Genomic DNA, 19,941 nt, shown 5'->3' on the forward strand with positions numbered 1-19,941 from the left:
GGTGAGAAAATTGCAGAAAATAATAGTACAAAGAGATTTATGTGATGGCTGCAAAGACTGTGAAAGGTCCTGTGAAGCATTACATGGTACTAGTAGAATCAATATTATAGAATTTGATGGTTCTTATTACCCAATCCTTTGTCAACAATGTCAAGACCCTGCTTGTGAAGTTATCTGTCCAACAGGTGCAATGACAAACACTGGAATTGACTCAGACAAATGTATTGCATGTGGTTTATGTAGTCTTGCATGTCCATTCGGATCAATTATAATCTATGATAAAAGCTCAGAAAAATGTAATAGATGTGCAGATCGTCCTGAAGGACCTGCATGTGTACAAGCATGTTCCAAAAGAGCAATATCATTAGTAGATACAGATAAACTTGTTGATAAAAAACGTGAAGAATACATTGCTAAAATTGCAGGTAAAAGCAACAAACAGAACAAGACCATGTTAAATGTATTAACAAGTGGCAGTAGAATTAGTAAAGCATTCGAGGACTAGGTGATAGAATGAGAGAATTAATATTGGATCCAAAGGAATGTGTTGATTGTGGTAGATGTGAACGCTCATGTCCAAATAATGCAATCCACGTATATGAAGGGGTACCTTTATTCTGTATGCATTGTAGTCCTGATAAAGCACCATGTCTTTTAAGTTGCCCTGAAGGTGCAATTGAATATCTTGGTGGAGCAATCACCATTAACCAAGAAAAATGTATCGGCTGCGGAATCTGCAGAGACGCTTGTCCAATAGGTGCAATAAATATGGATAACACACATGCAAAAAAGTGTGATTTGTGTATAAATAAGGATACACAGTATTGTATTGAAGCATGTCCTACTGGAGCTTTATCAAATAATTCACAAAACTTAATCAATAAGAAACAAGAAAAGGTAGCTAAAGAATTTAACTACTTGAAAAAAATATCAGAAAAACTCCACTGATATTAAAACGAGAATAATTAACTACTTAATTATTCTTTCCTCTATTTTTTTACAGCCTATTATACTTATATAAATATCAAATATTTTTTAAATGATTAAATTTATTTTTTCTAAAAAAGAAAAATTATTATATTAATTTTAATAAAAAACTTAATGAATAATTTTAGAAAATTAAGATAAATTTAATGATTTAATTAATTCTACTTTAGATGATAACATGATTAGTGAAAAAACTATTGAAGATACAGTTTACCAACTATATAAAAAAGCGGCAATAGACTTAAATGAAGATGTTGTTAAATCACTTGAAGATGCATTGGAAAACGAAGAGGATGAACTTGCAAAGTTAAACATCAACAACATATTAAAAAATATTGAATTAGCCCATAAAAACCAAATACCAATGTGTCAAGATACAGGTTTAGGAGTGATATTTGTAAAGCTAGGTAATGTTGAAGTGGAAAATTTAAAAGAGGGAATTGAAAAAGGTGTTAGAAAAGCAACCAAAGAAGTTCCACTTAGACCAAACATTGTAGATCCAATAACAAGAGAAAACTCTGGAGACAATACTGGTGTTTATATTCCCTATATTTCTATTGAACTTACAGACACTGATTACCTTGAAATTACAGTTCTTCCAAAGGGTTTTGGATCTGAAAACAATAACAAACTTAAAATGGCGCTTCCCGCAGAAGGAAAAGAGGGAATCAAAGATTTTGTAATTGAGTCAGCACTTGCTGCAGGTGGAAAACCTTGCCCACCAATGGTTGTTGGAGTTGGTATCGGTGGTACATCAGACCTCGCAATGAAACTAGCAAAAGAAGCTTTGATTGAAAAAGTAGGCCAACCAAATCCTGACGATGAATTAAATCAAATGGAAAACGAGATTTTAGAAAGAATCAACAAGAATGGTAAAGGTCCAATGGGTCTTGGTGGTAAGACCACAGCTTTAGATGTTAAGATTAAGAAAGCCTCAACACATACTGCAGGTTTACCTATAGGAGTATGTATTCAGTGCTGGGCAAACAGACATGCTACAAGCATATTAAAAGATGAATAAATTATATTTATATTTTAATATTTTTATTTTATTTAATTAATTCTAATTTTAATTTAAACTATAAAATTTTATTTTGAATTTTTAATTTTTTATCATCCAATACTGTTTTTATAACTATTTAAAAAACCAAAGTAAACTAAGTTAAATTCTATTTTTACACTTAAAAGATATGACTCGAGAATATAAGATCCCATTTAAAATATTTTTAGATTATAATCTAGATTAAATTCCATTCGACACCTAAAATAATACTTAACTAGTATTGAATACTTTTTTTATGAAAATCTACATGATTTTAGAAAGAACCTTTACAAAAATTAGTTACAATGTTTTTAAAATCATATTGGAAAAATTAGAAATCATATCTTTAGGATTTAGATAAGGATTATATAAGATTCAATGGATTATTATTAATTTATAGTTAAGAATTAAAATTAAAAAAAATAAAAAAGAAATCTTTAGATAAAGAATTTCAACTGATTATGAAAATAGATAAGAAGTGAAAATAATAGGATTTTTATTTACTTTTCCTCATCTAAAGAAAATGGTTCATCCTCATCACGGTGAGGTAAATTATCAGGTCTTTTTAAAGTGACCATAAATATTGTTCTGGAACCAATAGCTACAGCCCTATCAGCAATACGTTCAAGATGTCTTGCAATGAAAATGATTTCAATGAAACATTTTGTATCATAATCTGAATCATCGGAAGCAAGATATTTAACAGCGGAATCTAATATTTTATCAAATAAATCATCAATCTTATCATCATCTTCACTTAGTTGTGAAGCTAAATCAACATTAGCATCTAAAAATGCATGAATAGCTTTTTGAATCATTAATTGAACATAATCCGCCATATATGATAGATTTTTAAATAACTCCTCAGGAGCTTCAAAATCTTGTAAAGTTGCTATAGCCTCAGCGATATTAGCATCAAGATAACCCATTCTTTTAATGTGACTTATTACCCTAACAGTAGATTGAACATACAATAAATCACTTGCAACAGGCTGTTCAGAAGCTAAAAATTTAATACATTGCCTTTCTAAATCAAATACCTCTAAGTCTATTTCTTCACTATTGGCAAGTATTTCAGTTTTAATATTTTCATTATAATCTTCTAACAATTCCCTTGTTAAATTTGTGTTATCCAAAGTTAATTGGCCTATTTTTTTTGTTTCACTTTGGATTTCTTTAAATCTTTCTTCAAAGTTTATTGAAGGAAAATCTTTAATTTCATAATTTTCAGCCATTATTTAACCCCATTTTTAATAATATATTATAAATTAATTTGTAATTAAGATATTAATAATCTTATTAATCTAACCAAATCTTCCTGTAATATATTCTTTGGTTTGTTCTTCTTTAGGATTAATAAATAAGTCCTCTGTAGGTCCATTTTCTACAATGACTCCATTTAAGAAAAATTGAGTATAATCTGAAACCCTTGTTGCTTGTTGCATATTGTGAGTTACAATAACAATGGTATAATCTTTCTTAAGTTCCGTCATTAAATCTTCGATTTTAAGAGTGGAAATTGGATCAAGTGCAGAACAAGGTTCATCCATAAGAATTACTTCTGGTTCGATTGCAATGGTTCTTGCAATACATAATCTTTGTTGCTGTCCACCAGATAAACCAAGAGCAGATTCATCTAATTTATCTTTTACTTCATCATATATTGCTGCACCTTTAAGGGATTCAATAACCTTTTCCTTAATAAAGTCCTCGTCTTCTATACCATGAATCCTAAGACCATATGCAACATTTTCAAATATTGTTTTTGGAAATGGGTTAGCTTTCTGAAATACCATTCCAACTCTTTTTCTTAAATCAACAACATTTACATTATCATCATAGATTTCCTGACCGTCTAAATATACATCTCCATCATGATGAAATGTAGGAATTAAATCATTCATTCTGTTTAATGTTCTAAGGAAAGTAGATTTACCACAACCGGAAGGACCAATAAGTGCGGTAACTGCATTTTCTGGAACATTCATATTAATATTATGAAGGATGTGTGCTTCATCAAAGTACACATTTAAATTATTAACTGTAAATTTATCCGCCATTTTAACGTTCCCCCATCATTTTTGCTTGATATCTATTTACTAAGTAATTGGTTAATAAAGTAATTATTAAAATAATAAATACTAAAACTGCTGCAGTACCATATGCATTTTGTAATGAAACACCTTCAGTTGCAAGAACATACAAGTGTAATGGTAATGGCCTACCTGGATCCATAATGGATATAGGAGTGGTTACTGCAGAACCTACACAGAACATTACTGCTGCTGCTTCTGAAATAGCACGAGTTAAACCCAAGATAATACCGGTAATGATACCAGGTAATGCTGCAGGTAAAACAACACCAGTAATAGTTTGCCATTTAGTTGCACCTAAACCTAAACTACCTTCTTTGTATAAACTTGGAACAGAGGATACGGTTACTTCTGCAACTTGGAAAATAGTTGGAAGTGCCATGAATGCCAATATAATACCACCACAAAGGACAGAATATCCTAAGTTTAATGTAATAACTAACAATTGTAAACCAAATAAACCAAAAATAATTGATGGTATGGATGCTAATGTTTGAGCCCCGAATCTGATAACCTTTTTAATCTTTTCATTTTTAGCATATTCTGAAATATAAATTGCAGCCCCAACTGCAAGAGGACTTGCAATAATAAGTGCAATTGCTGTTACATATAAACTTGAGATAATCATTGGAAAGATTCCACCGGACCTACCTGAATCAATAGGATCTGAGGTTAAGAATGTCCAGTTTACAGCAGGTAAACCTTCAATTAAAATATATCCAATAATAACAACTAAAATCAAGATTGTGATTAATCCTGATAATAAGAAAATACCATTCATAATTTTTTGGGTAGTCAAGGAAGACATTTTATGACTGGATTTATCGATTTCTTCTTGAACACTATTCATAAAGTTCCTCCTCCAACATCCATTTTATATTTACTTTGTATGTAATTTGTAATGATTAATAAAATCATGATTATAATAAATAATACTACACCAGTTGCAAATAAAGCGTTGTAATGAAGACCCGTAGCATAACCCATTTCTAATGCAATGTTAGAAGTTAAGGTTCTTACTGGAGAAAATATTGAGTTTGGAATTTGACTTACATTACCTGCAACCATAATTACTGCTAAAGTTTCACCGATTGCTCTACCCATACCTAAAATAATACCTGTTACAATACCAGGTAAAGCAGCAGGGAAAACAATTTTTCTAATTGTTTGCCAATTTGTTGCACCTAATCCATATGATGCATACCTATATTCATTTGGAACAGCTTCAAGTGCATCCTGTGAAACAGATATAATTGTTGGTAGAATCATAATTGCAAGAATAATACCTGCACAGAATATACTGAATCCAGTACCTCCAAACCATGATCTGAATAATGGAACCAATACAGTTAAACCAAAGAAACCATATACTACAGATGGAATACCTGCTAAAGTTTCAATAACCGGTTTTAATGATTTAGCAACTTTTGTATTAGCTACCTCAGCCATATATATGGAACATAATAAGGATAATGGAACAGCTAAAAGTAATGCAAAGAAAGTTACACATAAAGAACCAACAATCATTGGTAAAACACCAAATACATTCTTAGTTGGATCCCATTTAAGACCAAATAAGAATTTGAAGAATCCATAATCTGCAAAAGCTGGCCATCCTTCAATAAAAATAAAAGCCATTATAAGAAAGATTATGAATATAGAGAACAAAGCAGCAACTAATAATATTGCTTGAATTCCAGTTTCTTCTGAATTTTGATTAGCCATATTTAACCTCTCTTTTAAAATCTAATCTATGATTAGATTATTAAAAAATCTTTAAGCTATGTAAGAATTAAAATATAAAAAAATAAGCAATATAATAATAATTTATTTAAAAAAATATAAAAATTAAAAATCTATAAAAAGATTATAGATTAAATTAACTGCCAAAAATTTCTTAAACATGACAGTTAATTGTTTAATAAACATTATTAAATGCTAATACTTTTAACTATCTATTGAGATGAATTAGTATTGTTACTAGCTTGAACAATTTTTTCATCTTTAAGAACTTTTTGACCTTCGCTACTGTTTACGAAGTTAAGGAAATCTTGAGTAGCTTGGTTTGGAGTACCTTTAACTAAGAATAAGAATGGTCTTTGTAATTTGTATGAACCATCTGCAATAGTATCATCTGAAGGTGATACTCCATCAATCTTAAGAGCTTTAACATCTGAGGACATATGTGCATAGGATACAAATCCAATAGCATTTTCATCAGTTTTTACAGATTGTTTTACAGCTTCAGTTGAAGATTGAACTACAGCGTCAGATTTAATTTTAGTATCTTTACCCATTACAATGGATTCAAATGCATCTAAAGTTCCAGAACCATCTTCACGACGAATTACATTAATTTTACCGTCTGAACCACCAACTTCTTTCCAGTTAGTAATTTTTCCAGAGAAGATATCCTTTAATTGTTCTGAGGTTACTCCATCAACACTGTTTTTGGTGTTAACAGCAATGACAATTCCATCCTGACCAAGAGGAATTTGGGTTAAACCTTGAGACTCATTATCCTTTAAAGCTTTAGAACTTGTACCAATATCAGCAGTTCCGTCTTGAGCACTTTTGATACCTACACTAGATCCTCCACCTTGAACGTTGATTTGTGTATCAGGGTGAGTTTCCTTGTATTTTTCTACTAATTTTTCTGCTACAGGTTGTACAGAAGTAGACCCTACAATTTCTACCTTACTGGATCCACTGTTAATTGCCAAATAAGCACCTGCAAGCACTAAAATTATAACAATAACTAAAATAATCCTTTTTGTATTTTTTTTCATTTTTTAACACCGAACATAAAATTAAAATGAAAGTTTAAGAGGTTTTAGAGGAATTTTCAACGAAAATATTTAAAATATAAAGTTAACATAAATTTAAATCTTAAACTTCATTTAGATTTTAAAAATGAGATTGGTTTTTTATTAAAAAAAAATTTTTTTCAACCTCAAATAAAGATTAGTTTACAGAGTATATAAAGGTTATCTTTTTGTGTATAAAAATTCTCATTATGTGAAAAAAATAAAAGATTAGTGGAAAAATTAGGAAATCTATTCTCATTTTAGGAAATTATGAACAAAATCCAAAAAATCATATTTGAACAAGATAAATTAAAAAATAATTAAAATAAAAAAAATATATAAAAAATAATAAAGAATGTATAAAAAATCTAAAATTAATGATAAAATTAAACATAAAAATAGCTAAAAAAAATATGCAAAAAGCATTAATAAAAAAAATAAAAAGAGAGAAATATTATTCCCTAAATGTACGTGGGGTAATAGAACGTGGAATATTATTGTGGAATTCACCTGCAGTATCAACAATCTCTACAGAAATATCTCCAATTCTCTCAAATGCTTTAATTACTCTGGAAATATAAATATAATAATTGGAACGCTCTTTATCATCAAAAGAAGTTTCAGCCATCTGAGTTGCAATAGTCCCCATGGATTTTTTCTGCATCTCATGCATTCTTTCTTCCAAATCCATTACTTCCCCTTTAAGCTCAATAGTACCATCTAAAAATGCAGTCATGGAATCTTCAATCATTTTGTCGCTGATTTTATACATTTTTTTAATGTTTACAACAATATCATCATCTGCCTCATAATAATCATTTACAACAAATTTAGCTATATGACCACAGTAATCACCTATCCTTTCAAGATCATAGGCAACTTCATTATAAATAACTGTTTTTGAGAAGTGTGATTGCTGATTAATGCTAACAACTGTTTCTACAGATGTTCTTACTTTTTCACACATATTATTTGTAGTATAATCCATTTTTAAAGCTTCTTCTGCCTTATTATCATCATTTTCTATAAGAGATTCAACTGAAAGTTTCAATTCATTTTTTACATGATTTTTCATACTAACTAACATACTGGTAATTAAAAGATTACTTGAATGTAATGGGGAATTAACATTTGACTCAAAGTCATCTGCTATTTTCTCATAATTCTCCATATCAATCATATAAGCCCTTTTAACTACACCTTCCTTAATCAATGGTTGTATCAATTGAGTAACATAACGACGTGTTATGCCCAATTTATCAGCAATCTCTTGTTGAGTAGCAGGATTTTCATATAAGATTATATCTAAAATATCTTTTAATGTTCTATTTCCTTTACTCGGCATTTAATCACCAATTTATAAAAATATAAAAATTTATAAAAATTTTTCTTGACTTCCTATTTTAGGAATAATAACATATATACTACTTTAGTTATCAAATCATTTAAAGTTTACCTAAAATTTATAAAAAAAATACCAAAAAACAAAAAATTAATATAAAAATTTACAAAAAACAATAAAAATTTTTAAAAATGAAAATTTTAAGACAAAAATTGAAAAAATAAAAAAAATGTATAAAATCAATAAAATTTCACATAAGGAAAAAAAGTTTAATTATTCTTTAATTTAAATTTAATAATTCAAATAAATTACCATATATAAAACAGCTTAAATCAAATTTTAAAAAAAAAATAAAAAATAAAAGAAAAGAGAAGATTATCTTCTTCGTCTTCTATTAGATACATATTTTAAAGAATCTGAAGAGGAATTTATACCACCATTACCTTCCCGTGGATTATTTTCTCTCATGTTCCTATTATCAAATTCCCTATCCGGTCTGTAATTATCATATCTTCCATAATTTTCATATTGATTATAACCATCATTTCCATAATTATAATTCCTTCTTTTAAATCTAGAAGCCCTATTAAAATCATCTGCTGGAGGATAATCATACTGTCTTTTATCATTATATTTAAACATCCTTCCTGTAGAATGTGGTTTTGTTGAAGTATTAGTGGATTTTCTTACAAGAATTGAGAAGATCACATATATTAAAATTAAACTAATAAATGCAGCTAAAAAGAAATCAACACGTTGTAATACATCTCCAAGAACATTTGATACCGGATTATTTAAATCTACAAATCCCCATCCTAGAAGAATTAAACCAATGAAGACAAGTAATGAACCATTGATTTTTTTAACAGTTTTTGAATCAAACATAGGATAAATACCCATAATAATTAAACCGAATCCCATGACTCTAAATAGATTATTACTGGTTACTCCCTCCAATCTAGAGAACAATAATGAGAAATCGGAGCTGAAGAATGTTAACATATAACAGAGTTCAATTAACAGGATTACAACTAAAGGGAATATGTAAAATAACTCAAGATCTAATCTTGGTTTGGATAAATTAATATCGATTCCGCCTCTTTCTTTCTTTCTCTCTTCTAAATAACCAGTAAGAGCACTATACATAACAGAGGAAAATACTGAACCAATAACAGTACCAGTTAAACCTAAAACTGATGTTAAAATAACAACGACAAAGGAAACTATCCCTGCTATAGCCACTTTGGAATATTCCACCATTAAATCACTTCCAATCTAATTTAAACAAGTCGAATAAAATTAACCTAACTAAAAACAAACCAAAATTTCTAAAAAATAAAAAATTAAAATAAACTAAGACAGATGTTAATAAAATTAAAATCTAACAATACTTTTAAAAATAGACAATATAAACTAAATTCTATAAAAAACAAGAAAAATAGTATAGAACAAAGCTTTAGGGGGGATTCGGACCCCCGACTTCCACCTTACCAAGGTGGCGCTCTACCAGCTGAGCCACTAAAGCATGAAAAAAAATAATAATATAAAATAGATAGTGCAGGGGAAGGGATTCGAACCCTCGAAGGCCTACACCAGAGGATCTTAAGTCCTCCCCCTTTGGCCACTCGGGCACCCCTGCATACAACATAATTATTTTTGTTTTCATAGTATATAAAGGTTACGGAAAAACTATGAAAAATTTTGAAAAAATTAAAAATTTTAAAAAATAATTCTTACAATAAAATATATTGTCAAAAACACTATATAAATTTAAAGATAATTTAATAAATATATTTTACAAATATTATATAATATATTATAATGTAATATTATTTAAAACTATAAGGAATAATAAAAACTCATTTTAAAAAGATTGATATGAGATTATGAATTAGTGGTAGTGTTAATTTGAAAATAGATTCTGAAGAGTGCGGAGTTTGCTTAGATTGTATTGATGTTTGCCCAAACGAGGCAATTGAAAAAATAGCATACACAATTAAAATCCATGAAGACTTATGTGATGATTGTGAAGAGTGTATGCTTGTATGCCCTACCGGTGCAATCTATAATGAAAAAGACGAATAAAGGTTATAAATATGAAAAAACCGGATTTTCTAAATAAGATAACTTGGATTGATATAATAATAATCATAGTTATTATATTAGTCGCATGTGTTGCAGTTCTACATATTTCACCAGGAACTAATCAGGAAGATTCCTCTTCATTTGATTCATCAACACTTGATAAGGTTTATCAAAAATATATTGATTTTTACAATGAAGGAGAAATTGTAAGTACTGACATACAAGGTACGAATGCTAGCACTGGAGAGAATGTAAGTATTTCAGGTAACGTTCTATGGTGTTATGATGATAATACTAAAAATCTGTTAGTGTTAGTTAATGATAGTGGAAATACACTACTTGCAGGAACATATAAAGACAATCCTAATGCAGAGATTTACATTGATCAAATGACCTTAAAAGTTGACGGACAAAAATATGGAAACGTTACAGAGATTACTATAGCCCCAATAGAGATTAATAGCTTCTCATCCCTCTATAAAGGTCTTGAAAAATACAATAATTACGAGGTTTCCACAATCATATCTTTAAATAGCCTCGACGGTATTTCCCTTGAAAACATTAATAACGATTTATTTAAAATCACAAAAAGACCATCTATAAAAATGGACGGAAATAAATTCCAAATTAAAGTTTCAAGATCAAAATATGAGGATTTAAAAATAGCTAATCAGGATTATAAATCTTTCAGTGGTAAAACAGAACCAATCAAAATAAGAATCTATAACTGTACCGATGATGAATTAAATATTATTAAGAACAATTACAATGTTACCAACATTAAACACATTAATTAAACAATATACAGAAGTAGTAATAAAGGATTATTTAAAGAATGAGGATTTGAAATGAGTTATATCTATTCTATAATATGTAAAATATGTAGAACAATTGAAAGAGAATTTAAAGAATCATTATTCTTTACAATTATCCATACCATTTTTTTATTTTTCGACAGACAATGGACCAATTCATATTTATTTAAATTCTATCCATCAAATCATAGGATTAATCTTAAAAGCAGAATCTTAAATGACGATTTATTTAATCCAATGATTATAATCCTTTTGTTCAGTCTATTTTTAATATTTGGACTTAAAGCAGCATCTAATTCCCTAGTTATAACCATCATCATTGGTTTGATCGCATTTACAATAGGCGCACTTTACCTTCCGAAATTCTTTTTAAACAATCAAAACAACAATAAGAGGATTATTGATTTTAATCCCAAGGACATTTATTCTGTAGGGTTCACACTATTTTTAATTGGATTAATATTCTTTTTTATAAATATAGGATATGTTAAAGGAATTCCTTTATTTACCCCCTCATTAAGATATAAATTAATAGCTGCACTTACAATGCCAGTGTTTTTAATGATACCTGGAATAGGAATTATGGAATCCTATTATGTTTGTTTAATGAAGGAAGGAAAATTAACAAGAAGCCAAGTAAGATTTAGATTCCTTTCATTAAGTTTAACTGGGATTGTTCTCTTATTGTTTTTAGCCTATAGAACTCCAATACTTGCAATATTACTTTTAATGATCATTATAGGTTATTATGGAGATAGTGTTTCTATTGGAGAGGTAATCGTCCTTGCGTTAATAGGTTTGGCAGGTATTATAGGAATCGGATATTTAAGATCAGTAAATGAGATGTTAATTACAACAAGTACAAATCCATTTTACACATTACAAAGTAGAGCGGATTTTACAATCCATGTTCTTGATTTATTAAATGCATTATCAGGAAATCTTGGATTAATGCATGGAGGATTTATACTTAAAAGTATTCCAGGTAGTGATTATGGTCCTAGAATGATGGTGGGAAAATTAATTTCATGGAGAAGCGGAGTTACAATTACACCGACAATAATCGGACCTATGTTAATAGACTTTGGAAGGATAGGTGTTGCAGTTGGCATGTGTTTAATTGGTTTTATTCTTGGGATCGGATATAAACTATTAAAAATCACTGAAAATTATTTCTACATAGGCCTTTACAGTTTACTTTTAACCTACACAATCTTAGGAATTGAAACTGGAATATTGGATATTCAAGTATTGATATATTTCTTTGTAGGGGTTTTGGTTTATCTTGCAAATATCGTATATACTAGAAAAAATAGCTAATGATTATTAAATATTATAAAAAACAATGAAAAACCCCATTTCTTTTTAAATCTTTAAAATAAATACAATCATAATTTATCTTACAGATATCATGTATAATAGAAAAAATAGCCAAAATTATTGAAATAGAAAAATATTGATTATTTCAAAAAAAAAAAAAAATTAATTAGAATTTCTCAATTTTAATACAACTATTTCCGAGTAGGTTCCCCATCTTCCAGGATAATCCATTACACCGACACCAGCACTAACTGACAGATAATGATTACCTTGGGGAGTTTCTTTTGTAAATAAACCTTTATTATATTTAAAAATCAATTCCGCAAAGAGGATTATTGGATAGAATTGACCCCCATGGGTATGACCAGATAGTTGAATATCGAAACCTAGATTAGAAAATTCCTCAAAATAATAAGGCGTATGATAAACAATTAAATTAAGCTTATTAGGATTAATCATATTATCCAATTCCTCAAAAGTTAAATTAGGAATATCACCAAAACTAAATGAATTGCCTACAATATTTAAATCACCAATTTCAATATTTTCATTATCTAAGACAATTAAGCCTGCCTTATTAGCTGCCTTGTATACATTCTCAATTCCAGGATAATAATCATGATTACCTGGTGTAAATATTATTGGAATATTAACATCCTTTAATGGTGAAAAGTCATCTTCCTCAATTAAACAGGATCCGTCTGCCAAATCACCAGAGATTATAACTAAATCACAGGTATTGGATAATTCTTTTAATTTGTCTGCAAGTTTATTTAAATATCCCTTATTATTTAAAAATCCAAAATGAATATCTGAAATATGTATAATATTTAAATCATGAGTTATTTTATTAACATTCAACTGATATTCTTTAACTTTAAGTTGATGGGCATGATAATAAGCATATATTCCAATCATTAGCACCAATAAAATTAGGATACATTTAATTGTATAGGGAACCCTAATAAAAACACCTAAGAAATAAATGATTATAATATCCATCAGTAGGAACAATGAACAAAACGCCCAAAAACCATAGAGTTTAGCCAATATCCTTACGGATTTTCTTGATTTTTTCTCCTCCAATAAAGTAGGCACACAAGCAAGCAAACCTAATATAACTGTAATAGACAATGTATAAAAGTCATTTAATCCACCAAATAGTAAAAATGTATATTTCAAAAGGAAAAAGTAAAATAACATGTAAAATGGTGTAAAAAACAACACTCTTCTAGTTCTAAAACTCAAAATATCACCATTTTCAAAAAGATATTAAAATTATCTCTGAGATTAATATAATATAAATACAGCTAAAAAAACAATAATTCCCAGATTTTTAATTTTAATTTTAATACTTTAAAAAACATAAGTTAATAAAAAAACCAATTTATAAATAATTTTATTAATAACTAAAGATAAATATTAAAAAGTTAATTATATACTTTATAATTATTATTAAATTTATTCATAATTATTATTTTAAAAAGCTAATTTTGTGGTAAAATGAGGAATAAAACAAAGATCAAAAAGGAACATAAGATTAATATTCCTGAGAAAAAATATAACAAGAGACCTAAAATCCCACCAAAAGGATTTAAATCATCTAATGATTTTTTTAACTACACCTTTGAAAATAAGGATCTTATTTGGATGGGTCAAAACACAAACCATTTACATGATGAGGACGACATTTCCGATGCAATGATAGAGTGTCTCAAGGAGAAAGAATATTGTAAATATCCTGCTCCAGATGGTTTTCCAGAATTAAAAGAACTTATTTTAAAAGATTTAGACCTTGAAGATATGTCTGTATATGTTACAGCAGGAGCAACTGAATCCTTACATTTATGTATGCACAGTATTTTAGAACCTAAAGACAATGTAATTACATGTGATCCTGGTTATTTAATCATTGGTTCATTTGCTGAAAGATTTGCAAAAGAAGTGAAATATGTTCCAATTTATAACAAAGAGTGTAACTATAAATTAACACCGGAACTTATTAGGGAAAACATCGATGAAAACACAAAAATCATTGTATTGATAGATCCGCTTAATCCACTTGGAACCGCATATACTGAAGAAGAAATTAAAGAAATTGCTCAAATTGCAATAGAAAATGATATCTATTTAATTCACGATGTAACTTATAAAGACTTTGCAAGAAAACACACACTTGTAGCTAAATATGCACCAAACAACACCTTAACAATATTTAGTTTCTCAAAAATATTTGGAATGGCAGGAGTTAGACTTGGGGCAGTAGTTGCACCGGAGCCACTTATTGCAACTATTAAAAATGTGGTTGTTAATGACTTAGGAGTAAACATTATTGCACAGAAAGGTGGAATAGCTGCACTTAAATCCAAACCAAAATGGATTAAGAAAATAAGAGAAACAACCTTCCATAATCAGGAATTAATTAAAGATATGGTTGATACTGTTGATGGTGTTTACCTACCTGTCTATCCTGTAGATGCGAATATGATGGTGATAGACTTAACCGGCGCAGGCATTAAAGCCAAGGACATGTCCAGTTATCTTCTAAAAAAGGACATATTCACAAGGGAGGGAAACTATACAAGTAAATTATATGGAGACGATTATTTACGTATAAGTTTCTCAATACCTACCGAAGAGATAGAAGTATTTTGCCAAGAGTTCCCAAAAGCGGTCGAAGCTTTAAGAACCAAATAAATACTTAAAACATACCAACAATAGGTGAAAACTTTTTATTCCTTTTTTTATACTTTTTTCAATTTTTAACATTTAATACCCTTTTTTTACAACAATCAAATATCAAAGACCAGATTTTAAAAAACAGCTATTTCTAAATCAATCAGATAATATATCTACAATATTTTATTTTCAAAATATGGAACAAGCTCCAAAACAGTTATAACTAACTAATAACAATTGAAAATTCTATTTTTCAACTTTACAGATATATTTATCTAGAAAAATTAAAAACAATCTCCCAATATTTGTTTGTTAATTTACTAATTAAGTTTAGCTAGAAAAAAATAGATAAACATAAATATAAAAGTGTTTAAAATAAGCATATGAAATCCAGAATTGAGAATTTTTTTATAAATTCTGCTAAAGTATTAATAGATCCAGATACTTTATTTAAAGAGAAGGATGGACAAAAAGATTATGAGGGAATTGTCTCTTTAATCTTTTATGTGGCTATCCTGGGACTATTAATAGGAATGGAAACACAAAGTGCAGTGATAACAATATTGCTTATCCTGGTTTCCATAATAGGTTTGATGGTTTTTAAATTAATTCATTGTGGATTAACATATCTATTTGCAATGATTTTTAAAGGAAAAGGGAAATTCAGCACATTATACAATTTAATGTGTTATGAATATGTGACAGACATAATCCTAATTATTGGAATAGGACTCTTTGCTGCTACAGGTAAATTTTTAATATTAATACCTATTTTATTACTTGTATTTTTAATGAAAACAATCATTACAGTCTCCGCAGTAAACAATGTTTATAAATTTGGTTATGGTAAATCATTCCTAAGCGCATATGGTATTCTTATTCTAATTGGAATTGTAGTGGGGTTATTATTATGAACAACTATAAAATATTAGGTATAATCATAGTAATTGGGATAATTCTATCTATCTGTGCAGTTACGATTAGCGCAAACATTTCAAGTAATGATAATGAGGACAATGAAAAATATAATATTGCCACATTAAATGCCAAAGATTTAAACCACAGTACAAACACCACACATATAGTGAATTTAAATATCAATCAAATCAGTGGTGGAACAAACATTAAATTTGCAAATACAGACAGTTATTACAACGTTTCAAGTAGCATGCAGAACAATACGAAAGTAAGTTATGACAACAACAATGATTCCGTTAATGTGAATGTTAGTTCAAACAACACCGATAACAGCATTGTGTTAAGTGACAAATACACTTATATCATTAACAGCAATATTACTGCAGGTGGAATTAATATTAATGCAACAGACGGAAACATTCTAAGATTTAATAATCACATAGTGGCTGGTGGAGCGAATATTGATTTAAGTAATGGAAGTGTTTACCTAATAAACAATACTATAAACACTGGTGGAATGAATGTTATAGGAACACCTTTAGTTATCACAGATATCGATTCAAATATTAATGTAGGTGGATTAAATATCCAATCAGACAGTCTCGAGGTAAAATCCAATAATATTGAATTAGGCGGAACTACTTTGAGAAATATAAGCTCCAATGACACACATAATAAGGTTAGATTAAATAGTGATATTCAAGTAGGTGGAGCAAATTTAATATCCGCCAATCATTAAACCATCCTTTTAGAATTAAACTTTCCTATTATATAATTTTTAATTATGCTTTTACTTTTTTTAACAGATTTAAAATACCCTTTATTGTTTTTACAAAACTAAATTTAAGTGGAAAATAACATCAGATAATATTTTAAATAAAAATAAATTATATGAAAGATATAGTAGTACTAATTGTGATAAGTAAATATTTAGATAATAAATTTTTTAAAAAAAAATTTAGAGATCTGAGATTATGTTTGGAAACTTGAATATTGAAGATAAATCAGAAGTGGAAAATCCCGAAGGGTTTAAAAGTGAAATAAGCGACGAACTATTTGAAAAGTTTGATGAATATAGAAAAGAGTTAAATTTCAATGGAATCAGTTATGGCCTTATTCACTATAGACTTAAAGACAAATTTCCCGAGAATGCAAAGGATATAATTCTACTTAGAACACCAATGGACCCTGAATTTTTAAGATTAAATCCGGAATATTATGAATCTGAAGGTCTACTTGACAAATTCGATGAAATTATTACAAGGGTTTACAAATTATCCGATTTTTTAAGAGAAAATGGTTTCTTTAGTGAAGTAGTGGATCCATTAGAACTTGAGGAAGAAATTAAAAAATGTGCAGAGGATTCAAAAACCGGAAGGATTGGAAGAAATAAAGCGGTAATTTTCAAGGAAGGACCTGCACCTAAAATCTTTGCAATAGCTACCTCAATTACCAATTTTCCTAAAGTAAGAGCTGATGATTTTAAATGGATTGTGGAATACTGTCTAACCTGTGGTAAATGTAATATGCATTGTCCTGAGAAAGCATTTGACCATAAAGGCAATCTTATTGAGGAAAAGTGTACCGGATACCATGAAGGCTGCGAAATATGTATTGAAAAATGTCCCTTCTTTAGTAAGGATTATTCAACCATTAAAAGAAAGTATGACTTAAAAATAGATAAGATGACTAGAAAATCCATTTTCTAAATAACCCTCATTTTCAATCTATAAATAAACCATAATATAAAAATAGAAAATCTATTTTTATTAATTATTTTACTAAAAAATTTATAAATTTATTTAAAAAATACATGATTTTTAAAATCAGATAAATTATAAGATCATTCAAAAAAATAATTATTATTCAAACACAAAATTAAAAGTTGAATTCTAATAAGTTTCAATAAATAAAAAAAGAAAAGATTAAAGGTAATTAATCTTTTAAGTAATAATATTCTCCAGCTTCTTTTTGTTCACGGTCAAGATAACTGTCCAACTTATTAACACGTGGACGTTTAGTTTCTTTATCACGTCTAAATGTAATATTTAAATCGGATAGGAAAGTATTCATTGAAGTTCTTAAATCCGCAGGGGATGTTGCATGACCTTCAATACCCGGTTTTCCTTTAAATACCATAGCCCTATCAGATATATAATCAATAAATACAATATCGTGATCTATTATCAAACTTGCAGCATTTCTACTTTCCACTATTTTCCTTATAACTTTACCTGCAACCAGTCTTTGCTCCACATCCAAAAATGCAGTAGGCTCATCGAAAAGGTATAACTCTGCATCCTGTGCTAAAGTAGTTGCAATAGCTAAACGTTGGAGTTCCCCACCACTTAAGTTTTTAACATCCTTATCAAGTAACTCCTTTAATTGTAAAGGTTCACCAATTTCGCTTTCAAAGATATTTGAGCCAAAGTTAGGGGCATTCATATATAGATAATCCTGAACCCTACCTTCAAAGTCGGTTACAATATACTGTGGTTTATATGCAATTTCCACCTCGGTATCCACTTGACCCTCGGTAGGCTTAATTTCACCTGCAAGCATCTTTGCAAAGGTTGTTTTACCAATACCATTAGAACCAAATGCAGTTACAATCTCATCATTAAATATTTCACCTGCCTCTGCCTCTACTTTAAAACCACCATAATCCTTTTTAATAGTTTCATATCCTGTCAATACATCACCGTCGTCCTCAGGAGTAGGCGGACGAATTGTAAATTCGATAGGTGTTTTTCTCATTCTGACATTTTCTTCTTTCAAGTAACCATTAATATAGGCATTTATTCCGACCCTTACACCTTTCATACCAGATACAACACCATATCCTCCAGGTTTACCATATAAGATGTGGATATTATCAGATAATGCATCAAGTGTTGCTAAATCGTGTTCAATTACAAGAACGGATTTGCCCTCCTCTGCAAGTGAACGGATAACCTTAACAGCATTTAATCTTTGTCTTACATCCAACCATGATGTAGGTTCATCGAAATAATAGAAATCCCCTTCACGGAGTATTGACGCTGCAATAGCTACTCTTTGAAGTTCACCACCACTTAATTTAGACATTTCCCTATCAATAACAGATTCTAAATTAAGATTTTCAATTGCATAATCTAGTTTACCCCTCTCATCAACATTAGTAAGCAAATCGCGAACATTTCCCTTCACAACTTTAGGAAGTACATCTACGGCCTGAGGTTTATGGATAACCTTTATATCACCTGCAGCCAACTTCTTAAAATAGGATTGAAGTGCAGAACCACTATAATAATCAATGACCTTATCCCAACTTGCTTCACTTTCCCAGTCACCAAGGTTAGGAATAAGTTCACCAGATAGAATTCTCATTATTGTGGATTTTCCAATACCATTCTGTCCAAGTAAACCAACCACACTACCTTCCTTCAAGGTTGGAAGATGGAATAATTCGAACATGTTCTGACCATATCTGTGAATAGGATCATCTAATTTCTCAGGTAAATTGATTACTGAAATAGCATCAAATGGACATCTATTGGTACAAATTCCACATCCTTCACATAATTCCTCTGAAATAAGTGGTTTTTTAGTATCCTCATCAATAATTATAGTATCCTCTTCCATTCTTACTCCAGGACAATAATCAATACAAACATAATTACATTTTTTAGGTTGACATTTCTCCTTATCTAATATAGAAATACGGCTCATACTATCTCCTTAATATAAAAATAATTCTAAATAAAATAATAATCATTTAATCAAATAATTATAATTAGATTAATAAAAAAGATTTTAATAAATTAAAATTTTTTAAAATAATTTAAGAAACAACTTAAATATAATATATTAT

General features: G+C 29.0%; 19 protein-coding genes and 2 tRNA genes. 10 read left to right on the top strand and 11 right to left on the bottom strand.

The window, feature by feature from the left end:
- Position 1: 1 nt before the first annotated feature.
- The 3 genes from ABM4_RS07150 to ABM4_RS07160 all read left to right on the top strand — a co-directional run bounded on the left by ABM4_RS07150 (position 2) and on the right by ABM4_RS07160 (position 2,008).
- Complete coding sequence (locus tag ABM4_RS07150) at positions 2-505, top strand: 4Fe-4S dicluster domain-containing protein (RefSeq protein WP_369751277.1); 504 nt, start codon at positions 2-4, stop codon at positions 503-505.
- Positions 506-513: 8 nt separating this feature from the next.
- Positions 514-948, top strand: coding sequence for a 4Fe-4S dicluster domain-containing protein (locus tag ABM4_RS07155; protein ID WP_016359009.1), 435 nt, complete (start codon positions 514-516; stop codon positions 946-948).
- A 217-nt stretch (positions 949-1,165) separates the two neighbouring features.
- Entirely contained in the window at positions 1,166-2,008 is an 843-nt protein-coding gene (locus ABM4_RS07160) for a fumarate hydratase (protein WP_016359010.1), read from the top strand.
- Positions 2,009-2,529: 521 nt separating this feature from the next.
- Here ABM4_RS07160 and ABM4_RS07165 read toward each other — a convergent pair.
- The 9 genes from ABM4_RS07165 to ABM4_RS07205 all read right to left on the bottom strand — a co-directional run bounded on the left by ABM4_RS07165 (position 2,530) and on the right by ABM4_RS07205 (position 9,910).
- Complete coding sequence (locus ABM4_RS07165; RefSeq protein ID WP_016359011.1) at positions 2,530-3,264, bottom strand: phosphate uptake regulator PhoU; 735 nt, start codon at positions 3,262-3,264, stop codon at positions 2,530-2,532.
- 69 nt (positions 3,265-3,333) lie between these two features.
- The gene (gene pstB, locus ABM4_RS07170; RefSeq protein ID WP_016359012.1) at positions 3,334-4,089 is read right to left on the bottom strand and encodes a phosphate ABC transporter ATP-binding protein PstB; all 756 of its coding nucleotides are present in this window, start codon (positions 4,087-4,089) and stop codon (positions 3,334-3,336) included.
- 1 nt (position 4,090) lies between these two features.
- The gene (gene pstA, locus ABM4_RS07175) at positions 4,091-4,972 is read right to left on the bottom strand and encodes a phosphate ABC transporter permease PstA (RefSeq protein ID WP_016359013.1); all 882 of its coding nucleotides are present in this window, start codon (positions 4,970-4,972) and stop codon (positions 4,091-4,093) included.
- Entirely contained in the window at positions 4,969-5,847 is an 879-nt protein-coding gene (gene pstC / locus ABM4_RS07180; protein ID WP_016359014.1) for a phosphate ABC transporter permease subunit PstC, read from the bottom strand. Before pstC ends, pstA begins: the two co-directional genes overlap by 4 nt.
- Before the next feature lie 230 nt (positions 5,848-6,077).
- Positions 6,078-6,911 carry a phosphate ABC transporter substrate-binding protein gene (locus ABM4_RS07185; RefSeq protein WP_016359015.1) on the bottom strand — a complete coding sequence of 278 codons (834 nt, stop codon included), beginning with the start codon at positions 6,909-6,911 and terminating at the stop codon, positions 6,078-6,080.
- 472 nt (positions 6,912-7,383) lie between these two features.
- Positions 7,384-8,274 (bottom strand): PhoU domain-containing protein, encoded by an 891-nt coding sequence (locus ABM4_RS07190; RefSeq protein ID WP_016359016.1) that lies wholly within the window; start codon positions 8,272-8,274, stop codon positions 7,384-7,386.
- 372 nt (positions 8,275-8,646) lie between these two features.
- Complete coding sequence (locus tag ABM4_RS07195; RefSeq protein WP_016359017.1) at positions 8,647-9,531, bottom strand: hypothetical protein; 885 nt, start codon at positions 9,529-9,531, stop codon at positions 8,647-8,649.
- A 192-nt stretch (positions 9,532-9,723) separates the two neighbouring features.
- Positions 9,724-9,796 (bottom strand) — tRNA-Thr (locus tag ABM4_RS07200).
- A gap of 31 nt (positions 9,797-9,827) precedes the next feature.
- Positions 9,828-9,910: transfer RNA gene (locus tag ABM4_RS07205), tRNA-Leu, on the bottom strand.
- 269 nt (positions 9,911-10,179) lie between these two features.
- On the opposite strand from ABM4_RS07205, the gene ABM4_RS07210 reads away from it, so the two are divergent.
- The 3 genes from ABM4_RS07210 to ABM4_RS07220 are packed head-to-tail and all read left to right on the top strand — an operon-like array spanning position 10,180 to position 12,491.
- Positions 10,180-10,356 carry a 4Fe-4S binding protein gene (locus ABM4_RS07210; RefSeq protein WP_016359018.1) on the top strand — a complete coding sequence of 59 codons (177 nt, stop codon included), beginning with the start codon at positions 10,180-10,182 and terminating at the stop codon, positions 10,354-10,356.
- An 11-nt stretch (positions 10,357-10,367) separates the two neighbouring features.
- A complete protein-coding gene (locus ABM4_RS07215; RefSeq protein ID WP_016359019.1) occupies positions 10,368-11,153 on the top strand; it encodes a hypothetical protein in 786 nt (261 codons plus the stop codon).
- A 51-nt stretch (positions 11,154-11,204) separates the two neighbouring features.
- Positions 11,205-12,491, top strand: coding sequence for an oligosaccharide repeat unit polymerase family protein (locus tag ABM4_RS07220; protein WP_016359020.1), 1,287 nt, complete (start codon positions 11,205-11,207; stop codon positions 12,489-12,491).
- Positions 12,492-12,653: 162 nt separating this feature from the next.
- Here ABM4_RS07220 and ABM4_RS07225 read toward each other — a convergent pair whose 3' ends face one another.
- Positions 12,654-13,739, bottom strand: coding sequence for a metallophosphoesterase (locus ABM4_RS07225; protein ID WP_048200908.1), 1,086 nt, complete (start codon positions 13,737-13,739; stop codon positions 12,654-12,656).
- Positions 13,740-13,994: 255 nt separating this feature from the next.
- On the opposite strand from ABM4_RS07225, the gene ABM4_RS07230 reads away from it, so the two are divergent.
- The 4 genes from ABM4_RS07230 (at position 13,995) to ABM4_RS07245 (ending at position 17,797) form a co-directional block, all read left to right on the top strand.
- Positions 13,995-15,188 (top strand): pyridoxal phosphate-dependent aminotransferase, encoded by a 1,194-nt coding sequence (locus ABM4_RS07230; protein ID WP_016359022.1) that lies wholly within the window; start codon positions 13,995-13,997, stop codon positions 15,186-15,188.
- Between the two features lie 365 nt (positions 15,189-15,553).
- On the top strand, positions 15,554-16,084 hold the full coding sequence (locus ABM4_RS07235) for a YIP1 family protein (protein WP_016359023.1): 531 nt from the start codon (positions 15,554-15,556) through the stop codon (positions 16,082-16,084).
- A complete protein-coding gene (locus ABM4_RS07240; RefSeq protein WP_016359024.1) occupies positions 16,081-16,827 on the top strand; it encodes a hypothetical protein in 747 nt (248 codons plus the stop codon). Before ABM4_RS07235 ends, ABM4_RS07240 begins: the two co-directional genes overlap by 4 nt.
- A 235-nt stretch (positions 16,828-17,062) precedes the next feature.
- Positions 17,063-17,797 carry a 4Fe-4S ferredoxin iron-sulfur-binding domain-containing protein gene (locus tag ABM4_RS07245; protein ID WP_016359025.1) on the top strand — a complete coding sequence of 245 codons (735 nt, stop codon included), beginning with the start codon at positions 17,063-17,065 and terminating at the stop codon, positions 17,795-17,797.
- Positions 17,798-18,023: 226 nt separating this feature from the next.
- Here the strand turns inward: ABM4_RS07245 and ABM4_RS07250 are convergent, their stop codons facing one another.
- Positions 18,024-19,799: a ribosome biogenesis/translation initiation ATPase RLI gene (locus tag ABM4_RS07250; RefSeq protein ID WP_016359026.1), complete on the bottom strand. Its 1,776-nt coding sequence runs from the start codon at positions 19,797-19,799 to the stop codon at positions 18,024-18,026.
- Positions 19,800-19,941: the final 142 nt, after the last annotated feature.

This window comes from Methanobrevibacter sp. AbM4, assembly GCF_000404165.1.
In the GTDB taxonomy this organism is placed as follows: domain Archaea; phylum Methanobacteriota; class Methanobacteria; order Methanobacteriales; family Methanobacteriaceae; genus Methanarmilla; species Methanarmilla boviskoreani.

Bases quoted from the DNA above. Each gene is read 5' to 3' on its own strand.
- ABM4_RS07190 (WP_016359016.1), bottom strand. From the start codon at position 8,274: ATGCCGAGTAAAGGAAATAGAACATTAAAAGATATTTTAGATATAATC.
- ABM4_RS07165 (WP_016359011.1), bottom strand. From the start codon at position 3,264: ATGGCTGAAAATTATGAAATTAAAGATTTTCCTTCAATAAACTTTGAA.
- ABM4_RS07250 (WP_016359026.1), bottom strand. From the start codon at position 19,799: ATGAGCCGTATTTCTATATTAGATAAGGAGAAATGTCAACCTAAAAAA.
- pstB (WP_016359012.1), bottom strand. From the start codon at position 4,089: ATGGCGGATAAATTTACAGTTAATAATTTAAATGTGTACTTTGATGAA.
- ABM4_RS07215 (WP_016359019.1), top strand. From the start codon at position 10,368: ATGAAAAAACCGGATTTTCTAAATAAGATAACTTGGATTGATATAATA.
- ABM4_RS07195 (WP_016359017.1), bottom strand. From the start codon at position 9,531: ATGGTGGAATATTCCAAAGTGGCTATAGCAGGGATAGTTTCCTTTGTC.
- ABM4_RS07220 (WP_016359020.1), top strand. From the start codon at position 11,205: ATGAGTTATATCTATTCTATAATATGTAAAATATGTAGAACAATTGAA.
- ABM4_RS07160 (WP_016359010.1), top strand. From the start codon at position 1,166: ATGATTAGTGAAAAAACTATTGAAGATACAGTTTACCAACTATATAAA.
- ABM4_RS07155 (WP_016359009.1), top strand. From the start codon at position 514: ATGAGAGAATTAATATTGGATCCAAAGGAATGTGTTGATTGTGGTAGA.
- ABM4_RS07230 (WP_016359022.1), top strand. From the start codon at position 13,995: ATGAGGAATAAAACAAAGATCAAAAAGGAACATAAGATTAATATTCCT.
- ABM4_RS07235 (WP_016359023.1), top strand. From the start codon at position 15,554: ATGAAATCCAGAATTGAGAATTTTTTTATAAATTCTGCTAAAGTATTA.
- ABM4_RS07245 (WP_016359025.1), top strand. From the start codon at position 17,063: ATGTTTGGAAACTTGAATATTGAAGATAAATCAGAAGTGGAAAATCCC.
- pstA (WP_016359013.1), bottom strand. From the start codon at position 4,972: ATGAATAGTGTTCAAGAAGAAATCGATAAATCCAGTCATAAAATGTCT.
- ABM4_RS07240 (WP_016359024.1), top strand. From the start codon at position 16,081: ATGAACAACTATAAAATATTAGGTATAATCATAGTAATTGGGATAATT.
- ABM4_RS07185 (WP_016359015.1), bottom strand. From the start codon at position 6,911: ATGAAAAAAAATACAAAAAGGATTATTTTAGTTATTGTTATAATTTTA.
- pstC (WP_016359014.1), bottom strand. From the start codon at position 5,847: ATGGCTAATCAAAATTCAGAAGAAACTGGAATTCAAGCAATATTATTA.